Annotated in this window: 20 protein-coding genes and 1 tRNA gene; 10 read left to right on the forward strand and 11 right to left on the reverse strand. The window is 63.1% G+C overall.

Annotation, left to right across the window (positions count from 1 at the left end; all coding sequences use genetic code 11):
• Positions 1-4: 4 nt before the first annotated feature.
• The 3 genes from DXY29_RS02150 to DXY29_RS02160 all read left to right on the forward strand — a co-directional run bounded on the left by DXY29_RS02150 (position 5) and on the right by DXY29_RS02160 (position 5256).
• Complete coding sequence (locus tag DXY29_RS02150; RefSeq protein ID WP_115022492.1) at positions 5-361, forward strand: hypothetical protein; 357 nt, start codon at positions 5-7, stop codon at positions 359-361.
• A 50-nt stretch (positions 362-411) separates the two neighbouring features.
• A complete protein-coding gene (smc, locus tag DXY29_RS02155; RefSeq protein WP_115022493.1) occupies positions 412-4017 on the forward strand; it encodes a chromosome segregation protein SMC in 3606 nt (1201 codons plus the stop codon).
• Between the two features lie 90 nt (positions 4018-4107).
• A complete protein-coding gene (locus tag DXY29_RS02160) occupies positions 4108-5256 on the forward strand; it encodes a PRC-barrel domain-containing protein (RefSeq protein ID WP_170952094.1) in 1149 nt (382 codons plus the stop codon).
• A 24-nt stretch (positions 5257-5280) separates the two neighbouring features.
• Here the strand turns inward: DXY29_RS02160 and msrB are convergent, their stop codons facing one another.
• From msrB to DXY29_RS02175, 3 genes are all read right to left on the reverse strand, one after another.
• Positions 5281-5682: a peptide-methionine (R)-S-oxide reductase MsrB gene (msrB, locus tag DXY29_RS02165; RefSeq protein ID WP_115022496.1), complete on the reverse strand. Its 402-nt coding sequence runs from the start codon at positions 5680-5682 to the stop codon at positions 5281-5283.
• A 28-nt stretch (positions 5683-5710) separates the two neighbouring features.
• The gene (locus DXY29_RS02170; RefSeq protein WP_115022498.1) at positions 5711-6994 is read right to left on the reverse strand and encodes a glycosyl transferase; all 1284 of its coding nucleotides are present in this window, start codon (positions 6992-6994) and stop codon (positions 5711-5713) included.
• A 9-nt stretch (positions 6995-7003) separates the two neighbouring features.
• Positions 7004-7085: transfer RNA gene (locus DXY29_RS02175), tRNA-Leu, on the reverse strand.
• 119 nt (positions 7086-7204) lie between these two features.
• Between DXY29_RS02175 and accC the strand changes: the two genes are divergently transcribed.
• On the forward strand, positions 7205-8551 hold the full coding sequence (gene accC / locus DXY29_RS02180) for an acetyl-CoA carboxylase biotin carboxylase subunit (protein WP_115022500.1): 1347 nt from the start codon (positions 7205-7207) through the stop codon (positions 8549-8551).
• 2 nt (positions 8552-8553) lie between these two features.
• Here the strand turns inward: accC and DXY29_RS02185 are convergent, their stop codons facing one another.
• Positions 8554-8883 (reverse strand): YggT family protein, encoded by a 330-nt coding sequence (locus DXY29_RS02185; protein ID WP_115022647.1) that lies wholly within the window; start codon positions 8881-8883, stop codon positions 8554-8556.
• Positions 8884-8963: 80 nt separating this feature from the next.
• On the opposite strand from DXY29_RS02185, the gene psbX reads away from it, so the two are divergent.
• From psbX to DXY29_RS02205, 4 genes are read left to right on the forward strand one after another with little or no spacing between them, the layout of a single operon-like run.
• A complete protein-coding gene (gene psbX / locus DXY29_RS02190) occupies positions 8964-9086 on the forward strand; it encodes a photosystem II reaction center X protein (RefSeq protein WP_115022502.1) in 123 nt (40 codons plus the stop codon).
• 49 nt (positions 9087-9135) lie between these two features.
• On the forward strand, positions 9136-10050 hold the full coding sequence (locus DXY29_RS02195) for a Ycf66 family protein (protein WP_115022503.1): 915 nt from the start codon (positions 9136-9138) through the stop codon (positions 10048-10050).
• Between the two features lie 5 nt (positions 10051-10055).
• Positions 10056-10586 carry a hypothetical protein gene (locus DXY29_RS02200; protein ID WP_115022505.1) on the forward strand — a complete coding sequence of 177 codons (531 nt, stop codon included), beginning with the start codon at positions 10056-10058 and terminating at the stop codon, positions 10584-10586.
• Positions 10583-11059 (forward strand): hypothetical protein, encoded by a 477-nt coding sequence (locus DXY29_RS02205; protein ID WP_115022507.1) that lies wholly within the window; start codon positions 10583-10585, stop codon positions 11057-11059. The genes DXY29_RS02200 and DXY29_RS02205 overlap by 4 nt, the downstream gene beginning before the upstream one ends.
• Here the strand turns inward: DXY29_RS02205 and DXY29_RS02210 are convergent, their stop codons facing one another.
• The 3 genes from DXY29_RS02210 to DXY29_RS02220 are packed head-to-tail and all read right to left on the reverse strand — an operon-like array spanning position 11060 to position 13643.
• Positions 11060-11260: a chlorophyll a/b-binding protein gene (locus DXY29_RS02210; protein ID WP_115022509.1), complete on the reverse strand. Its 201-nt coding sequence runs from the start codon at positions 11258-11260 to the stop codon at positions 11060-11062.
• A 9-nt stretch (positions 11261-11269) separates the two neighbouring features.
• On the reverse strand, positions 11270-13246 hold the full coding sequence (locus DXY29_RS02215) for an ABC transporter ATP-binding protein/permease (RefSeq protein ID WP_115022511.1): 1977 nt from the start codon (positions 13244-13246) through the stop codon (positions 11270-11272).
• A gap of 55 nt (positions 13247-13301) precedes the next feature.
• Positions 13302-13643, reverse strand: coding sequence for a histidine triad nucleotide-binding protein (locus DXY29_RS02220; protein ID WP_115022512.1), 342 nt, complete (start codon positions 13641-13643; stop codon positions 13302-13304).
• Positions 13644-13718: 75 nt separating this feature from the next.
• On the opposite strand from DXY29_RS02220, the gene DXY29_RS02225 reads away from it, so the two are divergent.
• Positions 13719-15266, forward strand: coding sequence for a YifB family Mg chelatase-like AAA ATPase (locus tag DXY29_RS02225; RefSeq protein ID WP_115022514.1), 1548 nt, complete (start codon positions 13719-13721; stop codon positions 15264-15266).
• Here the strand turns inward: DXY29_RS02225 and DXY29_RS13290 are convergent.
• The 4 genes from DXY29_RS13290 to def all read right to left on the reverse strand — a co-directional run bounded on the left by DXY29_RS13290 (position 15260) and on the right by def (position 16914).
• A complete protein-coding gene (locus DXY29_RS13290) occupies positions 15260-15409 on the reverse strand; it encodes a hypothetical protein (protein ID WP_166017731.1) in 150 nt (49 codons plus the stop codon). The two genes, DXY29_RS02225 and DXY29_RS13290, sit on opposite strands and share 7 nt — an antisense overlap.
• An 84-nt stretch (positions 15410-15493) precedes the next feature.
• Positions 15494-16057, reverse strand: a complete 564-nt coding sequence (locus tag DXY29_RS02230) for a DUF3747 domain-containing protein (protein ID WP_115022515.1) — start codon at positions 16055-16057, stop codon at positions 15494-15496.
• Positions 16058-16107: 50 nt separating this feature from the next.
• Entirely contained in the window at positions 16108-16305 is a 198-nt protein-coding gene (locus DXY29_RS02235; protein WP_115022517.1) for a hypothetical protein, read from the reverse strand.
• Positions 16306-16308: 3 nt separating this feature from the next.
• Positions 16309-16914 carry a peptide deformylase gene (gene def / locus DXY29_RS02240; protein ID WP_115022648.1) on the reverse strand — a complete coding sequence of 202 codons (606 nt, stop codon included), beginning with the start codon at positions 16912-16914 and terminating at the stop codon, positions 16309-16311.
• A gap of 49 nt (positions 16915-16963) precedes the next feature.
• Between def and DXY29_RS02245 the strand changes: the two genes are divergently transcribed.
• Positions 16964-18877, forward strand: coding sequence for a prolyl oligopeptidase family serine peptidase (locus tag DXY29_RS02245; protein WP_115022519.1), 1914 nt, complete (start codon positions 16964-16966; stop codon positions 18875-18877).
• Positions 18878-19069 lie beyond the last annotated feature (192 nt).

Below are 19069 nucleotides of genomic sequence, written 5' to 3' on the forward strand. Positions count from 1 at the left end.
GTCTTTGCCGCGATACGCCCTACTGCGTCACACCGGAGCACCGGACGACCCCAGCGGATGCCATATCGATCTGCTGCTTGAGCATGGGCACAGCTGCAGAACCTGGCGCCTTGCGACCGTTCCGCGCCCGAACGCAGGGGCGCAACCGGCGGTTCCCCTGCCACCACATCGGCGGATCTGGCTGGAACCACGCAGTGCTGCCGTTTCGGGCAACCGGGGCTGGGCCGAACGGATCCATGCTGGGAGCTACAGCGGCGTACTTCCAAACAGCACGGATGCAGACGTGACCCTGCAGCTCCAGGGCGACCTTCAGGGCTGCCTACGCATCGCCAACGGAAACTGCTCGTTAACGATCCCTTGAGCTTTTCGTGAGCTCCGCTAGCTTCAGCCTGCTGACAGCCCCAGATCCTGTTGGTTCATATCAATCAGGTTGGGCTTACGCACTTCAAGTCGTTCGGCGGAGCGATGACCATCCCTCTTGAGGAGGGATTCACCGTTGTGACCGGACCCAACGGTTCCGGCAAGAGCAACATCCTCGACGGCGTTCTGTTCTGCCTAGGCCTGGCCACCAGTCGCGGCATGCGGGCCGACCGCCTGCCGGACCTCGTCAACAGCGGCATGCTGAAGGCTGGCAAGGCCGCCGAAACCACAGTCAGTGTTCGCTTCGATCTCAGCGACTGGACACCCGATGCCGCCGAGGAAGGCCTCGACGCACCAGCGGAAGGCCCCTGGATTCAACCGGGACAAACCGAGTGGACGGTGACCCGCAAGCTGCGGGTGATGCCGGGGGGCTCCTACAGCTCCAGCTACAGCGCTGATGGAGTGTCCTGCAATCTGCAACAGCTGCAGACCCAGTTGCGACGACTCCGAATCGATCCCGAAGGCAGCAATGTTGTGATGCAGGGGGACGTCACCCGCATCGTCTCGATGAGCAACCGGGACCGCCGCGGCCTCATCGATGAGCTGGCCGGTGTTGCCCTGTTCGACACCCGGATCGAACAGACCCGCCGCAAGCTCGATGACGTGCAGGAGCGCCAAGAGCGTTGCCGGATTATTGAGCAGGAATTGCTGACCAGCCGCCAACGGTTGGAGAAGGACTGCGCCAAGGCCCGCCAGTACCAGGAGTTAAGGGAACGGCTGCAGCTGGGACGCCGCCAGGAAATGGTGCTGGCCTTCGAGGCAGCACAGCAGGCCCTGAAGGATCTGGCCACGCGCCAACAGGCTCTGGAAGCCCAGGAACAGCGGGACGCTGCGGCCATCGCCAGTGGCCGGGAGCAACTGAACAAGGCTGTGGTCGAACTGGAGCTGCTGCAGGAGCAGGTCAAGGCCCTAGGAGAAGACCAACTGCTTGCGGTTCAGGCAGAACTGGCTGGCCTCGACACGAGCAGCCGCGAACTAGAACGCCAGGCCACCCTCCACCAGGACGAAGGCCAGAAACTTCAGGGACAGCGCCATGACCTCGCCACCCGTCGCCAGCAGTGGCAGCTGCAGTCGCGGGAACTGGAGCGCGACCCCAATCAGGACGCCCTGAGCGCTGCTGAAGACAACTGCAAAGCCGCTGAGGCGTCGGTTGAGATGTCCCGCCGCCGACTGGCGGATGTTGCCGGCCGCTCCGGCGCCTGGGTGGAGGAACAAAAGCGCCGCAGTGGCCGCCGTCAGGACTTACAGAGCAGCGTCGCTCCCTTGCTGGAGGAGCAACAGCAGTTGCAGGAACGGCTGCGTCAGGAACGGGAACGCCTCGAGGAGCTCACCCAGGAACAGCAGCAGGACGGCTCCGACGGTGCCGCCGTGCAGCAGCAGCTCGAGACCCTGGAGGAGACCTGGCAAACCCTTCTTCAAGCCATTGCCGATGGCAAACAGGAACTCCAGCAAAAGGCCGACTCCCTGGCCATCCAACAGCGCACCCGCAGCCGGCTTGAACAGGAACAAACCCGTTTGGAACGGGAGATCGCTCGTCTGGAGAGCCGCCGTGATGCCCTTCAGGAAAGCCGCGGCACCGGTGCCCTTCGCCTGCTGCTGGAGGCCGGCCTCGATGGCATCCATGGCCCTGTGGCCCAGCTGGGGGAGGTGGAGGATCGCCATCGCCTCGCCCTTGAAGTGGCGGCTGGGGCCCGTCTCGGCCAGGTGGTGGTCGACGACGACCGCATCGCTGCCCGCGCCATCGAGCTGCTCAAGAGCCGCCGTGCCGGCCGGCTGACCTTCCTGCCCCTGAACAAGATCCGCTCACCCGGGGGGGGCGGCTCAGCCGCCTTTGCCCGCGGGGCGCGCCCAGGAGGGGACAGCGGCACTGGACTAATCGGTCGAGCTGTGGAACTGGTGCGCTTCGAGCCGGTGTACGACCAGGTGTTCGCTTACGTCTTCGGCGAGACCCAGGTGTTCTCCGACCTGGCCAGCGCCCGCCAACAATTAGGCCGCTCCAGGGCTGTGACCCTGGATGGTGAGCTGCTGGAGAAAAGCGGCGCCATGACCGGCGGCAGCTTCTCCCAGCGCAGCAGCAGCCTCAGTTTCGGTCGCAGCAGTGATCAGGACGAAGCCGAGCCCCTGCGTCGTCGCCTGCTGGAACTGGGTGAATCCCTGGTGGCCTGTCGGCGGGAGGAGTCGAAGCTGGCGCAACTGCTGGAGCAGCAGAAACCCCAGCTACGCCAGCTCGAGCAGCAACAAGCCGCTCTGATCGCCGAGCGCAATGCGGCCCGGCGGAACCACGGCCCCCTGCTCGAACGCAGCCGCCAGCGGGCCGAACGGCTCAGCAAACTGCAGCAGGACCAGACGGAACAACAGCAGCGGCTCGAAGCGATCAGCCATGAGCTCGCCCCCCTGAGAGTGGAGCTCCAAGGCCTTGATGAGGCGGAGCGGAACAGCGGCAGCAATGACGATGCCGCGGCCTGGGCCCAACTGCAGAAGGAGCAGGAAAGCGCAGATCAACGGCTGGAGACGGCCCGCAGCGAGCGGGACCAGCTGCTGAACGCCCGCCGCGAGCGACAGCTGGCGATCGAACGGCTGGGGGATCAGGAGAAGGCACTGGCCGCAGAGGAGACCCGGCTGCAGGAGGCTGTGAAGGCCCTAGCCAGCGCCCATGGCGCCTGGCGCCAGCAGCAAAGCGACCTCCAGCAGAAGCGTCAACAACTGGAGCAGCAGCAGAGCGACCTGCAGGAACGCTTTGGCAGCCAGCGCCGGGCCAGGGATGCCGCGGAAGCCGAGGTGGGCCGGCAACGTCAGGCCCTGCAGCAGGCTGAGTGGAATCTGGAACGGCTCAAGGAAGACCGGGAAGGGTTAATCGAAGAGCAGCGCAGCGGTGCGGTGCGCCTCCAGGAGATGGAACAGGCCCTGCCGGATCCCAGACCTGAGATCCCGGAGGCCTTGCGACTGTCTGGCCTGGAGGCCTTACAAGCCGATCTGCAGGCGATCCAGCAACGCATGGAAGCGCTGGAGCCCGTCAACATGCTGGCGCTGGAAGAACTTGAGGCCCTCGAACAGAGGCTCAACGAACTGAACGAGCGGCTCGATGTGCTCAACAGCGAGCGGGAAGAGCTGCTGCTGCGGATCGAAACCGTGGCCACCCTGCGTCAGGACGCCTTCATGGAAGCTTTCACCGCCGTGGATGGCCATTTCCGCGAGATCTTTGCCTCGCTCTCTGATGGTGATGGCCACCTCCAGCTGGAGAACCCGGACGATCCTCTGGAAGGTGGCCTCACCCTGGTGGCGCATCCCAAGGGCAAGACCGTACGGCGCCTGGCCTCGATGTCAGGTGGTGAGAAATCGCTCACCGCTCTCAGCTTCCTGTTTGCCCTGCAGCGCTTCCGGCCGTCGCCCTTCTATGCCCTGGATGAGGTGGACAGCTTCCTGGACGGCGTCAATGTGGAGCGCCTTGCCGCCCTGATCGCCCGTCAGGCCGAGGCGGCACAGTTCATGGTGGTCAGCCATCGCCGCCCGATGATCGGCGCGGCCCAGCGCACCATTGGAGTGACACAGGCCCGCGGCGCCCACACCCAGGTGGTGGGTTTGCCGGATGCCGCCTGAACGATCGACGTTTTCGCTGTGCAACCTGAACGTGACAGTCGGAACCCCTGCGCCACAATGGCCTGACTGTCCATGGCCGAGGGCCCGCGCTTGACCCCGACCCCTTCCCCGACTGAAGCCATCACCACTGGCGTACCCAGCGATCGCCTCTGGTTGCGCTCCGAACTGATGGGCACCCAAGTGATCACCCGCGACACCGGCCGCCGCCTGGGGGTGGTCGGTGAAGTGATCGTGGATATCGACCGCCGTGAGGTGGTCGCCGTTGGTCTGCGGGACAATCCGCTGACCCGTTTTCTGCCTGGTCTGCCGCGCTGGATGCCGCTGGACCGGATCCGTCAGGTGGGAGACGTGATCCTGGTGGATTCCGCCGACTCCCTGAGTGAGAACTTCAATCCCGAGCGCTACAGCCGGGTGATCAACTGCCAGGTGATCACCGAATCCGGTGAGCAGTTGGGTCGGGTGCTCGGCTTCGCCTTCGACATCGAAACCGGAGAACTGACCACCCTGGTGATGGGAGCCCTCGGCGTGCCCCTACTGGGGGAAGGAGTGCTGAGCACCTGGGAAATGCCGGTGGAGGAAATCGTCAGCAGTGGTCCGGATCGGATCATTGTTTACGAAGGGGCCGAAGACAAGCTGAAACAGCTGAACAGCGGTGTGCTGGAGAAACTTGGAGTCGGTGGCCCCAGCTGGGAAGAGCAGGAGCGGGAGCGTTACCGGGTCAACTTGGTGCCCGTGGAAAACCAGCTCACTTCTGGACAACCCCAGGAGCAGGAACAACGGCGCCTCCAGGCCTCAGAAGCTGAACGGCTTGATGCTGATGCGGAACTCGAATACGTGGAACTGGAGGATCGGCGGCAGGAGGCCATGCAGCAACGCCGTTACCTCGATGAGCCCCAGCGGTATGACGAGCGGCGCTACGAGGAACGGCCGCGCTACGACGAGCGGGACAACGTCAGAAACGACCGATCCACTGAACGACCGCGGTCCTACGAGCAGCAGCAACCCCCCGCCTACGACGAACGAGCCCCTTACGAGGAACAACCGGCATATCAGGAACAGCCTGCTTATCAGGAGCAGCCTGCCTATCAGGAAGAGCCGGCATATCAGGAACAGCCGCCCAGGCGCGCCATGCCAGCCTCCCGCCGTGCTGTTCAGCAGTCCGGTGAACCCCTGGATGTGGAACCGATGGAAGACTCAGCTCCTCAGCGCGGGACCCAGGATCTGGACGACCCCTGGTGAGCGAGCCTGAGCGCGGGGAGGCGATCAGGCCGACTTGAAGTCCAGAGATGCGCTGTTGACGCAGTAGCGCTGGCCTGTAGGGGCGGGGCCATCAGCAAAGACATGCCCCAGATGGGCATCACAGCGGGCGCAATTGATTTCGGTGCGCACCATTCCGTGGGTCAGATCCTGTTTGGTGGTGATCGCATCGGAACTCACACCGTCCCAGAAACTCGGCCAGCCGGTGCCCGAGTCAAATTTGGCGTCAGAACTGAACAACGGCGATCCACAGCAAATGCAGTGATACATCCCGGTGGCCTTGTTGTTCCAATAAGCACCGGTGAAAGCACGCTCAGTACCGCCGCAACGAGCCACCTGGAACTGTTCCGGGGTCAGGGATTGCTTCCACTCCTCTGCACTGCGTTCGACCGGATTGGACGGGGTCATGGTCGTCGGATTTAGCAGCCGATTCAGCCTAGGAAGAGCTGAGCTCGCGGGGGAGCAATGCCCTCACCTCTGCAGCCAGGGCAGCCACCGCCCCTGGATCCCCCCGCAACGCCTGGAGATCCTGCCGCTGGCCCTCCAGCCGCTCGGGAGCATTCAGCCAGTCGCATGCTTCCAGCGCGATCTGCTCCGGCGTGATCGCCCCCACCCTCTCCGGAACCACGGCGCGGCCAGCACTGATGTTGGGCCAGGCCATCAGACCGTTGTTGCGCAGACGCCAAAGAGTCAGCAAGACCCCAATCAGACGCCGCAAGCCCGGCAAGCGCGCCAGCAGCCCCAGCCCACCATCCCAGGCCTGCATCACCTCAAGGTGCTGGGTGGGAACAATCACGATCATCGGCACAGCCAGTGCTCCAAGCTCGGCCGTGTTGGCACCAACGGTGGTCAGGGCCAGGGCGCACTGGCTCAAGGCCCCGTGGGCCGGATGCTGCTGCAACAGGCGAATCCGCGTCCCCGCCGCCGTCACCAACTCGGTGACCAACTCCTCTTGGTCAACCGACGCGACGGAAGCGCTGTAACGGGCAGCGATTGGATTGGATCCACCGGCAAAACGGAGTAGCTCCGCCACGCTTGTGGTGGGGGCCAAAGGGAGCAAGAAACGGCATTCGGGTTGCAATCGAGCCAGGCGGTCAGCGGTGTCGAGCAGAAATGGCATGCCCACGCACAGCTTGGCCGGCTTGGAGCCCGGCAGCAGGGCCACCCACTGGCCTTCAGGCAGGGGATCCTCCCGACGGGCGAAGGATGACAAATCCGCCATCAGATCCCCAACCACACGGCATCGGGACTGATACCGAACCGGAAGCTGGCGCTGAACCGCCTCCGACATGGCCGCGATCCGGTCGTTCCAGCCCGGCCAGCGCGCCACCCATTCGGCATAGGTGATGTGGCGATAACCAAGTCGGGCAGAGAGCAGAACGGTCCAGAACTGATCCCCTCCCAGGAACACCACCACACCCCGCTGGGGCCAGGGGCCGTACCGCTGCGGGCGCAACAACAGCGACCAGAAACGCCGTGCCGGCACGATGCGCTCAAACAAGCCCCAGGGCTCTGCCGCCATGGGCTCCTGCCCGGTGGCATTGGGACAGGGAACCAGGACCAAATGCAAGGACGCCGCGGCCGTCGCGGACCGTGGACGAAGGCGGAGGCTGGCATGCAGACGTTCCGCCAGTGGGCGGACCCATGTGGTCAGCTCACCGGGACCGTTTGAAACAAGAACAACGGCCGGTCCAGGTTCTGCTGCGCGGGGACGGGCCAAAAGAAAAAGTGCGGATGGCGAGACTTGAACTCGCAAGGCCGAAGCCACACGCCCCTCAAACGTGCGTGTCTACCAATTCCACCACATCCGCGTGGTCGACTTCACCGCTCGGGCTCTGTCGACGTCAGATCATACCGGTCGGGGTCTTTGCTTTCGGCTTGATCGGTCGGCGCTGATACGATCCGGCGTCAGGCCTGAAGATGCTGCGGGATGCCCATCGGCAAAGTGCTGATCGCCAACCGCGGCGAGATTGCTCTCCGAATCATTCGGAGTTGCCGCGAGCTCGGCATTGCCACCGTGGCGGTTTACAGCTCAGTCGACAAAGACGCACTCCACGTTCAGCTCGCGGATGAAGCGGTTTGCGTCGGCGAGGCGCTGAGCAGCAAGAGCTACCTCAACATCCCCAACATCCTGGCGGCGGCCACCTCCCGCGGCGCTGACGCCATCCATCCCGGCTACGGCTTTCTGGCCGAGAACGACAAGTTTGCCGAGATGTGCCGTGATCACGGCCTCACCTTCGTGGGACCGTCACCCCACGCGATTCGCTCGATGGGGGACAAGTCGACCGCCAAAACGACGATGCAATCGGTGGGTGTTCCCACGGTTCCCGGCAGCGAAGGTCTGCTCAGCAGCACGAACCAGGCGGCGGCCCTTGCCGAGGAGATGGGCTACCCCGTGATGATCAAGGCCACCGCCGGCGGTGGCGGACGCGGCATGCGGCTCGTGCCGGACGCCAGTCAGCTGGAAAGCCTGTACAAGGCGGCCCAAGGCGAAGCGGAAGCAGCCTTTGGCAACCCTGGGCTCTACATGGAGAAATTCATCGACCGGCCCCGCCACGTGGAAGTGCAGGTGCTGGCCGACCGCCACGGCAATGTGGTGCACCTGGGAGAACGCGACTGTTCGATTCAGCGTCGTCACCAGAAACTGCTGGAGGAGGCCCCCAGCCCGGCCCTGGATCCAGAACTGCGGCTGCGCATGGGTGAAGCCGCCGTTGCTGCTGCCCGCAGCATTCATTACGAGGGCGCTGGAACGGTGGAATTCCTGCTGGATCGCAGTGGGGGCTTCTACTTCATGGAGATGAACACCCGCATCCAAGTGGAGCATCCGGTGACCGAAATGGTCACGGGTGTTGATCTGATTGCCGAGCAGTTGCGCATCGCCGGTGGCGAACCCATCAGCGTGCGCCAGGAAGAGATCCAGCTCACCGGCCATGCGATCGAATGCCGGATCAACGCGGAGGATGCACGCCATAACTTCCGCCCCGCCCCTGGACGAATCACAGGATGGCTGCCCCCCGGGGGACCAGGCGTGCGCGTCGACAGCCACGTTTATACCGGCTACGACATCCCGCCCTTCTACGACTCCTTGATTGGCAAGCTGATCGTCTGGGGCAAAGACCGCGATCACGCCATGACCCGGATGAAACGGGCCCTAAACGAATGTGCCGTCACCGGAATCCCGACAACGGTGGAATTTCATCTCGAAATGCTGGATCGGCCTGAATTCATCAACGGCGACATCCACACCAAGTTCGTCGAGCAGGAGATGCTTCCCTGAACTCAGGCTGCCGCCTGAGCGTGCATCAGAATTTGGGACAGAAGCCCCTGCTGACCAACGAGCAACTCACGCACGAGGCTGATCAATCCAACCCAGATCACGGGGGTGACATCGACCCCACCAATCGGGGAGATCACGCGGCGGCTAACCGCCAGAACAGGCTCCGTCGGCCAGGCCACCACGGGCCAAGCGCCTTGGTTCAGGTCCACCTGGGGGTACCAAGTGAGCACGATGCGAAGCAGGAACGCCAGGGTCCAGGCTGCTAACAGCAGACCAAGGAGAAGATGAACAACTGGCAGGACCTGCAGCAGCAGCGGCGTCACAAAGCTCAAAGCAAATCGCCCCGTCATCGTAGAAAGCCGACATCGCTCCTTAGGATCAGCGCGGCTTTGATGCAGACAGCAGCAACCCCATGACCCCCTCCCTCTCCAACTTCCTGAGCAGCCTCGTTTGGGGAGGTGTGATCGTTGTTGTTCCCGCCACCATCGCGCTGATCCTGCTGAGCCAGACCGACCGTCTCGACCGCAAGCTCTGACCTGCCCCTGGCGCCCCTCGTAGACTGAGCCCCTAGCGGGATCAGAGTTTTGGTTAACGCCAGTCTCAACTGGGCCAGCATCGTCGGCATCGTGTTGGCCGTCGGCGGAGCTCTGCTCTATTTCATGCGGACGTTCAAACCAGCCCTGGCTCGGGACTACGACGTCTTCTTCGCAGCGATTGGACTGCTTTGCGGAGGCATCCTCTTTTTCCAGGGATGGCGTCTTGACCCGATTTTGCAGTTCGGCCAATTCCTCTTAGCGGGTACAACCGTTTTCTTCGCTTACGAAAGCGTGCGCTTGCGCGGAGTCGCCACCGAGCAAGCGCGGCGTTCCGCCTATTTCGATGACGAGCCCGCCCCTGATCGTGGCGATGGTCCTGGTGGACTGCGCGGGGGCTGGGATGACGGCTACGACCGTTTCGATGAACCCCAGCCGGTGCGGCGGCGTTTCTCCGGCCGCGGCGACGACCCTGAAGAGCGACCTGAAGAGGAGTTCTACAGACCGCGCCGCACCAGCCGCGCCGCGATCCCTGAAGAGGCAGCCAGCCGTCGCTCCATGGGTCGCATCCCAACGGATTCCGGCTGGGAACAAGACAGTGAACGCTCCCGCCGCATGGCCCGCTTCCGGGCCGGAGAAGCCCGTGATGAGCAACGCCCCGATTTCGGATCCAGACGATCGGAGCGGGACGATCAACGCCGCGGCAGCCGTCCTACGGGCCGCTCTGAACGTCCTGCCGGCGAACCCGCCCCTTCCGGCGCTGAGGATGCCGCCTTCAGTCCCAGCCGCAGCGCATCACTGAACCGGGGACGTCCCGGAGCCAACCCGGTTGCGACAACAGAGTCGAGGCGTTCTGCTGAACCGCCGCTGGCCTCGAACCGCCCGACCAGTAGCCGTCAACCCCCCCGCAGCTCAAGGCCGTCTTCCGGCAGCCCTCGGGACAACAGCTCCCGCTTTGACGACTGAGCCACTTGCGTCGCCCGCTGCTCCTTCTCCTGGCCAGCCTGGCGCTGATGGGCTGCAACGGTCGCCAAGAACGGGCCGGTGGAGCCCTGTTCGGCAGCAGTCAGCAGGCACCCGCCCTGAGTGGCAGTGGTGAATGGTTGGCGGTCGTGAGCGATCGCCGCGGCAGACCCACGGTGCAGCTGCGCCGCCTCAGCGACGGATCCGTGGTGTCGGTTCCGCAGCTGAGCCGTCATCAGCCCCACAGCTCCCCCTCCCTCAGCTGGAACGGTCGCTACCTGGCCGTCATCACCCAGCGTGGTCGCCGCAGACTCGCGGTGGTGACCGACCGCCTGAATGGACGAATGCATCCCCTGCCGCTGCCGGGGGGACGGGACCCGGTGCTGCTCAGCCTCGCGCCAGATGCACAGCAAATCGCCCTCCAGGTGACAGATCAGGGCCGGTGGCGCGTGGAACTGCTGGATCTGAGTGAAGTACTCGAACCAGACCGTCCACCGGGCCAGAGCCTCTCCACGCCAACACTGTCGTCAGAGCCATGATCCGCGTTGCTCTGATCTGCAGCCTGGTGCTGATGACGGGCTGCAGCAGTCCCAGACCCACACCCCGGCCCGATCTCAACGGCTTGCTGCGCCAGTCGATGAACAGCCGCCGGGATCCATCCCTGGGGGGACGCTGGTTAGCCAGCCTTGGCCAACGCAATGGGCGGGAACGGGTCGAACTGATCGACCTTCGCAACCGCAGCCCTGTCCCGCTGCCAGGCCTCAACCGTGCAGACGCCCAACCCATCAGCGTCAGCGTCAGTGCGGATGGGCAGCGCTTGGCCGTCGTCCAGCAACGCGATGGCCGCACGGAACTGGTGCTCTATCGCCGCAACGTGGGCGCAACACAACGGCTGCCTCTGGATCCACCGGGCGTGCCCCGCAGTGTCAGCCTTGACGGAGCAGGCCGGCGTCTGGCGGTGCAGGTGAGCCGAAACGGACGCTGGGATGTGGATCTGATTCGTCTGCCCTGATCAGGGCAGCAACCCCGCCCAGTGCAGAAAGGTGTCGCGGCTGAGGGCCTCGATCAAGAGCACCGCGACAAAACCGACCATGGCGAAACGGCCGTTCACGCGCTCGGCATATCCACTCCAACCGAATGCCGGTACGTCGTTGGTGGTGGCGGACGTCTCCGGAACAGACGTGGAATCAGGCGTCTCGCTTGTGGAGGTCATCCGGCCGGTTCAGGAACGTTCGAAGTCATAGCTGGTCGCCGGGATCAGCCGCCAGTCGCGATCTCCACTCAACTCGAGAACGGTGTCATGGAACTCCTTCAAGGTCGGCCGGTGACCAACGCTGATGAAAGCCACCTCGCGTTCGCGCAGCAGCGCATAAAGACGGGATTCAGTGTCGACATCCAAGGCACTGGTGGCTTCATCAAGCACCACGACCTTGGGGGAATTCAGCAACAACCTGGCAAACGCCAGCCGCTGCTGTTCTCCCAAAGAGAGCAACCGCGGCCAGTCCTGCTTGATATCGAGGTCGGGGTAACGCTGCAGCAATTTCGCGAGCATCACCTGATCCAGAACGGCCCGCAGCTGTTCATCGCTGAAACGAGCCTGATCCAATGGGTAACAGAGCTGTTCGCGGAGCGATCCCAGAGCCATATAAGGCTTCTGCGGAATGAACAGAAGGTCCCCCTGCCCTGGGGAATACACAGTGCCTGTCGGCGATCCCCATAACCCACTCACAACCCGCAGCAATGAGGTCTTGCCACAGCCAGAGGGCCCGACCACAAGCAAGCCTTCAGAGGTGTCGAGCGAAAAGCTGAGATCGCGCACCAGCACGTTGTCGGTCCGCGGTGTTTTGACCGTGACCCCTTGAAGCGCCAAACGGTCGGACGGCACAATCCGCGGAGCGAAATCACTCCACTCCTCACGATCCAGGTTCGAGATATTCGACTGGAAACCTTCCAGCCGGTTAATTGATGCCGAGAATCGGGCCAGCGCTTCGATGTTGTAGACAATGAAGAAGAGCGATCCCTCAACCAGGTTGTAAGCAACATTCGCCTGAGCGAAGCCGCCGTAATCCATCTCACCGGCCAGAATCGGCGCAGCAAGAATCAGATAAGGGATGAAATTACTGGCGTAGATGCTGGAACGCTGCAGCACACGCAGCAACACCTCCCAGACGATCAGTAGATTGAAGTTCTCAACAACAGTGGCCAAGCGACGCGTCACCTCCTTGGCTTCCTGCTGTTCACCTGCATAGAAAGCAATCGATTCGGCGTTATCCCTTACCCGAACAAGGCCATAGCGGTAATCCGCTTCGAAACGCAACTGAAAATTGTTCAGACGCACCAGCTTGCGACCGGCAACAATCATCAAGACCGAAATAGCAGCGGCGTAGGCCAACAGAGCGAAAGTCAAGCCCTCACTCACCGAATAAAGGATGAGGATATTGAGAGAAAAGGTGAGAATCGAATCAAAGATATTGAGTGCGAAGCCAAGGGCTTGAGCCGTGAAATCACGAACATCCTCTGAAATGCGCTGATCAGGGTTATCAACGTTGGTGGCCGCCTCATCGTTGGGGTTGAGGACGTAATACGCCCGATCCCGGAGGTAGTCGTCCACCAAACTCAGCGACAACCATTCCCGCCAGAACAGACCCAGCTTCTGGGTGAAATAAAACTGCAGACTGCGAATCGGCAGGGCAACCGCAAAACAGGCGCCATAAACCCAGAGATTGCGGTAGGACGCATCCCCGTCCTTGGAGATCAACGCATTGGTGAGATCCCTAGCGATGAATGTGATGCCGGCATTGATGCCGTTCACACTCAACAGCATCAGGATGATCAAACCGAGAAACAGCCAAGGCAGCCAGCGGCGGTGCCGCAGCTGGCCCCGCACGGAGGCGAACACCACAGCCCCCAGCACGAACAGGGCACTGATGCCCGTCCCCCATCCACGGGACCAGAGCATGGCCAGGGAGGACTGGACGCCACCGAGGTACTGACCGGTCAACTGCGGCAGCAGCCAGGACAGCCCATTCATCAGCCCGGTGACCAGGAACAGCACGATCCCGGCCACACAGAACAGCAGGCTCACCAGAAGTCCGATGAACTGCCAACCGTTGTCTTCGGTGTATGGAAAGAAGTAGGGCTGCGAAAGTCGACGCAGCTTGGCGGCCTGATCCCGCAGGTTCTGAAGCTGGTGGGTCATGCCACTGCTGAACTGTGCTCAGTCTGGCGGCCATTGCGCTGCTTCGCCGTCAGCATCAGCCGGGGGGCCAGGCCAGAGAACGCCCACCGATCACATGCACATGAAGGTGAAACACCGTCTGGCCAGCACCGGCACCGCTGTTGATCACCGTGCGGAAGTCGTCCAGCCCCTCCTGTTTGGCGACCCGAGCAGCGACCAGCAGCAGATGGCCCAGCAGGGGAGCATCCTCTGCAGCACCGGAGCGCAGGCTCTCGATCGGCTTGCGGGGAATCACCAGCACATGAACCGGTGCCTGGGGGGCGACATCCCGAAAGGCCAGGCACTGCTCATCGCTATAGACCTCATCGCACGGAATCTCGCCGCGAAGGATCTTGCCGAAGATCGTGTCGTCTGCCATGGGCCTTGAGAACGAAGGAACAGCCATACCGGTGTGACAGCAAGGGCATGAATCTCCTGCGTCACCCACTTCAGAATGCTGGCACGTTGTCTCAGTGCATCACTACAAGGTCTGGAGGCCAGGCCTGTGGTGGTGGAAGTGGATCTCGCCCCAGGCCTGCCGGGCGTCCAGCTGGTGGGCCTGCCAGACAAGGCCATTCAGGAGTCGCGGGAGCGCGTCCGCTCCGCCCTGCGCAACAGCGGCTTCCGCGGCCCCCTGGTTCGCGTGGTGATCAACCTTGCTCCGGCCGATCTACGCAAGGAAGGCCCCTCCTTTGATCTCCCGATTGCCTTGGCACTGTTGGTGGCCAGCGGGCAGCTCGCCCGCCCTCAGCTGGACGGCCTCTGGTGTGCTGGCGAATTGGGTCTCGACGGCAGCCTCAGGCCCTGTCGCGGAGTGATCGCCCTCGCCGACCAGGCCCATCAGCAGCAGGCCCGAGCCCTGGTGATCCCTCCCGCCAATGCCAGCGAAGCCAGCTTGATTGAGGGGCTGCCAATCCACACCGCGCCCAACCTGCGGGAGCTGGTTCTGCAACTCAAAGGAGAGCAACCCTGGCCCGTCATCGGTTGCAGCGGCTCCCGAGCATCAGGCCGCATCAATAGCCCGGAGCCCTCGCCATCCATTGAGACAAGCCTGGCTTCACGCGGCTTGGCCCTTTCCGCTGCAGGCGGCCACCATCTCCTGCTGGTGGGTCCCCCCGGCTGCGGCAAGACCCGCCTGGCCCATCACTTGCCACACCTGCTGCCGCCCCTGAGCCGGAAGGAAGCGCTCACCATCACACGCATCCATTCGATCGCCGGACATCTCCATGACATCGATCATCTGCAGCAGCAACGCCCCTTTCGATCGCCCCATCACAGTTGCTCCGCAGCCGCCTTGCTGGGGGGAGGACGCTCGCCCCGTCCCGGCGAACTCAGCCTGGCCCACGGTGGTGTGCTCTTTCTCGATGAGCTAGCGGAATTTCCGCGAACAGTGCTGGATCAGTTGCGGCAGCCCCTGGAGGAAGGCGCCGTACAGATCAGCCGCTCCCAGCACAGCACTGTCTTCCCCGCCTTGATCACCTTGGTGGCAGCCACCAATCCCTGCCCCTGCGGATGGCATGGCGATCGCGACCATGGCTGTCGCTGCAGCATCAGCCAGCGCCAGCGGTACTGGCAGCGGCTCTCAGGCCCGCTTCTGGATCGGCTCGACCTACAACTGCGGCTCGAACGGCGCTCCGCCAAGGAGATGGCGAACGTGCTGAATCCTCACGGCGCAACGACAGCCTCCGAGTCCTGGTGCAGCCCAGCACGGATTCAACGGGCCCGCCAGCGGATGCAGAGCCGCAATCCCGCCGGCTGCCGCAATGGCCGACTGTCGGCAAAAGCGCTGCGGCAGAGCGGAGCAATCGAGACTGCGGCGCTGGATCTATGGGAACAATTGATCCAACAACGCGGCCTGAGCACCCGCAGCAGTCTTCAGCTGTTGCGGGTGGCACGGACCATTGCTGATCTGAACGATCAGTCATCTGTTAACCGCAATGCCGTGGCGGAAGCGAGCTGCTACCGCTGCACCGATCTGCTGAGGGGACCTGAACCTCAGTAGTTGCGCGCCCGCTTGTCCGGTGTATCCCGGTAGGGCTGGGTGCCGATCGGCGGGGGCTGGAGATGGCGGTCGTTGAGCGACCCCAGCGCATGGGTCATCGCTTCACCAAACCACTCGAACCATTGCACAACTGTGGTTTTCATCACGGCCTCCTGGGTCTTCCTTCAGTGTGAGTTCACTGACAGGTCTCGACAACAGGTGTTTTGACCGGTTTTACCCCTCTCAGCTCAGGGAGTCGGTGCACTGTCTCGATAGACGTAGAGATGGCCCAGGCTTTTCTTGCCGTAGGCCCGTCGCTTCAGGGTCCACCCCGGCTCAAACTTCAGCTGAACAAAGCCACTGGCGGCCCCGCCGGCCCGGGCGACGAGCAGGGTCGGTTGGGAGGGATTCCGGGTCGGTGTCGCCAGCAACTCAATATCACTGCCGCTGTTCACCACGCTGAGCCGATAACGGGTGCCAAGGTCATCACCACCGATGCGCAGGGAATAGCCGTTGCCGTCGATGTAACGGTTGCAGACCCCGGTGAAATCAAACTTGGACAGCAGGGGATCCACCATCGCCGGCGAGCCAGCACCCACCGCAAAACACGGGCGTTTCGTGGTCCGCTGTTCGTAGATGTTCAACTGCGAGCGTTGCCCCTGGCCGATGGGAGCCGACACCAGAACAAAGTTGCTCATCTCCACGGGCACCGCCGTGAACAGAGAGCCCTGGGCCAAGGCCACTGGTACCGAGGTCGCTGCGAGAGCTAGGCCAGCAGCAGCCACGGTTCGAAAGCGTGCCATCACGTCCATGGAGGAACTGAGCGGATCGTAAAAGTGATGCCTGAATCGGTCGCCCCCGATCAGGCCGGTTTATTGAGGCGTATGGCGACCAGAAGGGTGCCAACGGTTGCGGGGGCCGCAAGGGCCAAGATCCAACTGGTGGCTTTGACCCCGAGGTCGGGATCGCCATAGGCCAGTTCGAAGACACAACCTGTGCTGGCAATGCCAAGAACACAGGCAAGGGCCAGGAAAACGCCGGCCAAGGGTTTCATTGGCATGGCTCAGGCGACGCTCCGAACATGTTGGCGCTCGAAGCCCTTCTCCTTGAGCTCTTTCTGCAGACCGTCTTCATCGGTGACGCGATCGACGAACAACACGCCATTGAGATGGTCCATCTCATGCTGAATGCAGCGGGCCATCAATCCATCGGCTTTCATCTTGCGGGGCCGACCCATCTCATCGCGAAAGCTCACTTCAATCGCCGTCGGGCGCACCACATCGAGATACACCCCAGGAATGCTGAGGCAGCCCTCCTCATAGGTATCGAGCCCGGCACTGGCCGCACTGATTTCCGGATTGATCAACACCAGAGGCGGTGTGGCCGCATTCTCCAAGTCGAGATCAATCACGAGCAGCTGCTGATGGATCCCCACCTGAGGTGCCGCCAGACCGATGCCCTTAGCGGTGTACATGCTGCGCAGCATGTCGCGGGCTAGCTCCCGCACCTGCTCATTCACCTTGCCGATGCGACGCGCCGACTTTCGCAGGACTTCATCGCCCAGGGTGTGAATCTCCAACGGCGGAGTTTCAAGGGCGGTTTTGGGGACCAGCATCGTGTCCCGCGACTTGTCGGCCTGACGGGCCAACTCTGCAAAGCTTCCTGCCAAGGCCAACGCCGCGTTGATTCAGCATGGTAAGCGGCCTAATTCAGCCGCCATGGGAGCCGTTCCGTTATCCGCGCAGCATGCCGTCGGCCGTTTGCCGGGGCTCAAGGAACCGGTACTGGTCAGCGGACCCGATGCAACGGTGTGGCTGATCTGGCTGGAGCAACGTCCCCAGGAACGGGGCCGCACCACAGCCTTGATTCGCCGTTTCGGCGATTCCGAAGCGGACCCTCTGGAGCTGACGCCGGCCCCCAGCAACCTGCGCAGTCGCGTACATGACTACGGCGGCGGGGTGCTCGCCACTGCTGTGGAGCAGGACAGGCTGATCCTGAGCTGGATCGACAGCGGCTGCGTCTGGCGTCAGGACTGGCGCCTGCCAAAGACCAACACAGACCATCCCACCCCCCTGGCGGCAGCCGAACGGCTCAGCCGGGAGGGCGACTGGGCGCTGGCGGATGGCGTGCTCGATCTGCCCAGGCAGCGCTGGATCGGAATCCGTGAAGTCGAGGGCCGTGACGAGCTGGTGAGCCTGGCGTTGAGCGGGGCCGATCAGACCCCGTTGCTGCTGCACCAACCGGCGGACTTTGCCGGCTATGGATGCTTGAGCCCCGATGGCCAGCGCTTCGCCTGGGTGGAATGGCAGCAACCCGCCATGCCCTGGGACAGCAGCAGTCTCTGGTGCGCGGGGTTCAGCGACACGGGCGGGCTGCTCCAGCCCCGTCAGTTGGCCGGGGGCGACGGCATCTCGGTGTTTCAACCCCAGTGGCTGTCCGACGGACAGTTGCTTGTGGCGGAAGACAGCACGGGTTGGTGGAATCTGATGCTCCAACCCAGCGCCGATTCCGACTGGGAAAGGCCCTGGCCGATGGCCGCTGAAACAGCCATGCCCCAATGGATCTATGGGATGAGCACCACGGCTTGGGATGGCGAACAGCTGATTGCAGCCGTGTGCAGCCGCGGGGCCTGGTCGTTGCAACGGCTCAGTCTGGATGGAAGCGTGCAGCCGTTGCCGCAGCCCTTTGATGATCTGGCGGGATTGAATGCCTGCCACGGCCGCGCCGTGGCCGTGGCCAGCAACGGCACCAGCGTGGCCGGACTGCTGGAACTCGACCTGCGACCGGCGACCGCCCTCTGGAGCCACAGCCCTGCCATACCAGCACCCTTAGCGGCAGAAGAGATCAGCGTGGCCGAACCGCTGTGGTTCAACGGCCACCAAGGGGAACGCACCCATGCCTGGTACTACCCCCCCAGCAGCAAACCACCAGGGGCAGCCCCACTGCTGGTGAAAAGCCACAGCGGACCAACGGCCATGGCCCGCCGCGGCCTCAGCCTGGCGATCCAGTACTGGACCTCCCGTGGCTGGGGCGTGGTGGATGTGAATTACGGCGGCTCAACGGGGTTCGGCCGGGATTACCGGGAACGGCTGAACGGTGGCTGGGGGGTGGTGGATGTGGCCGACTGCGCCGCAGCAGCCCGGGCCTTGATCGACTCCGGTCGCGCTGATCCCGACAAGATCGCCATCGAAGGTGGGAGTGCTGGCGGGTTCACCACCCTGGCGGCTCTGTGTTTTACCGATGTGTTCCAGGCCGGTGCCTGCCGCTATGCAGTGTGTGATCTCACCGCCATGGCCGAAGACACCCACCGGTTTGAGGCGCGCTACTGCGATGGTCTGGTGGGGGCATGGCCAACGGAACGTCATCTCTATGAGAAGCGATCGCCCCTGCTACATGCGGATCAAATTCGCTGTCCGGTGCTGTTCTTCCAGGGGTTAAAAGACAAGGTGGTGCCTCCGGAACAGACCGAGCGCATGGCCGAAGCCCTGCGCAGCAACGGCATACCGGTGGAGGTGCGGCTCTTCGACGACGAAGGCCATGGCTTCCGCAACCAGAGCACCCAGATCCAGGTTTTGGAAGAGACCGAAGCCTTTTTCCGACGTCAATTGGGCTTGGCGGAGCAACGGATCTGAAACACTCAATATTCAGAATTGAGCCAATGCTTCAGCGCTGGCATGGAGAAGTTGTCGAGATCTTGATCACTACAGGCAATGCTCTGGCAACACCAATCCATTGATCAGCTTTAAAGCGATGAACGTGATCGACCCAAAAGCGCTGCCAGGCCCTTTTCCCAACGAAGACTGAGCTAGCAGATGGTTACAACC

Source organism: Synechococcus sp. UW69 (assembly GCF_900474185.1).
Classification (GTDB): domain Bacteria; phylum Cyanobacteriota; class Cyanobacteriia; order PCC-6307; family Cyanobiaceae; genus Parasynechococcus.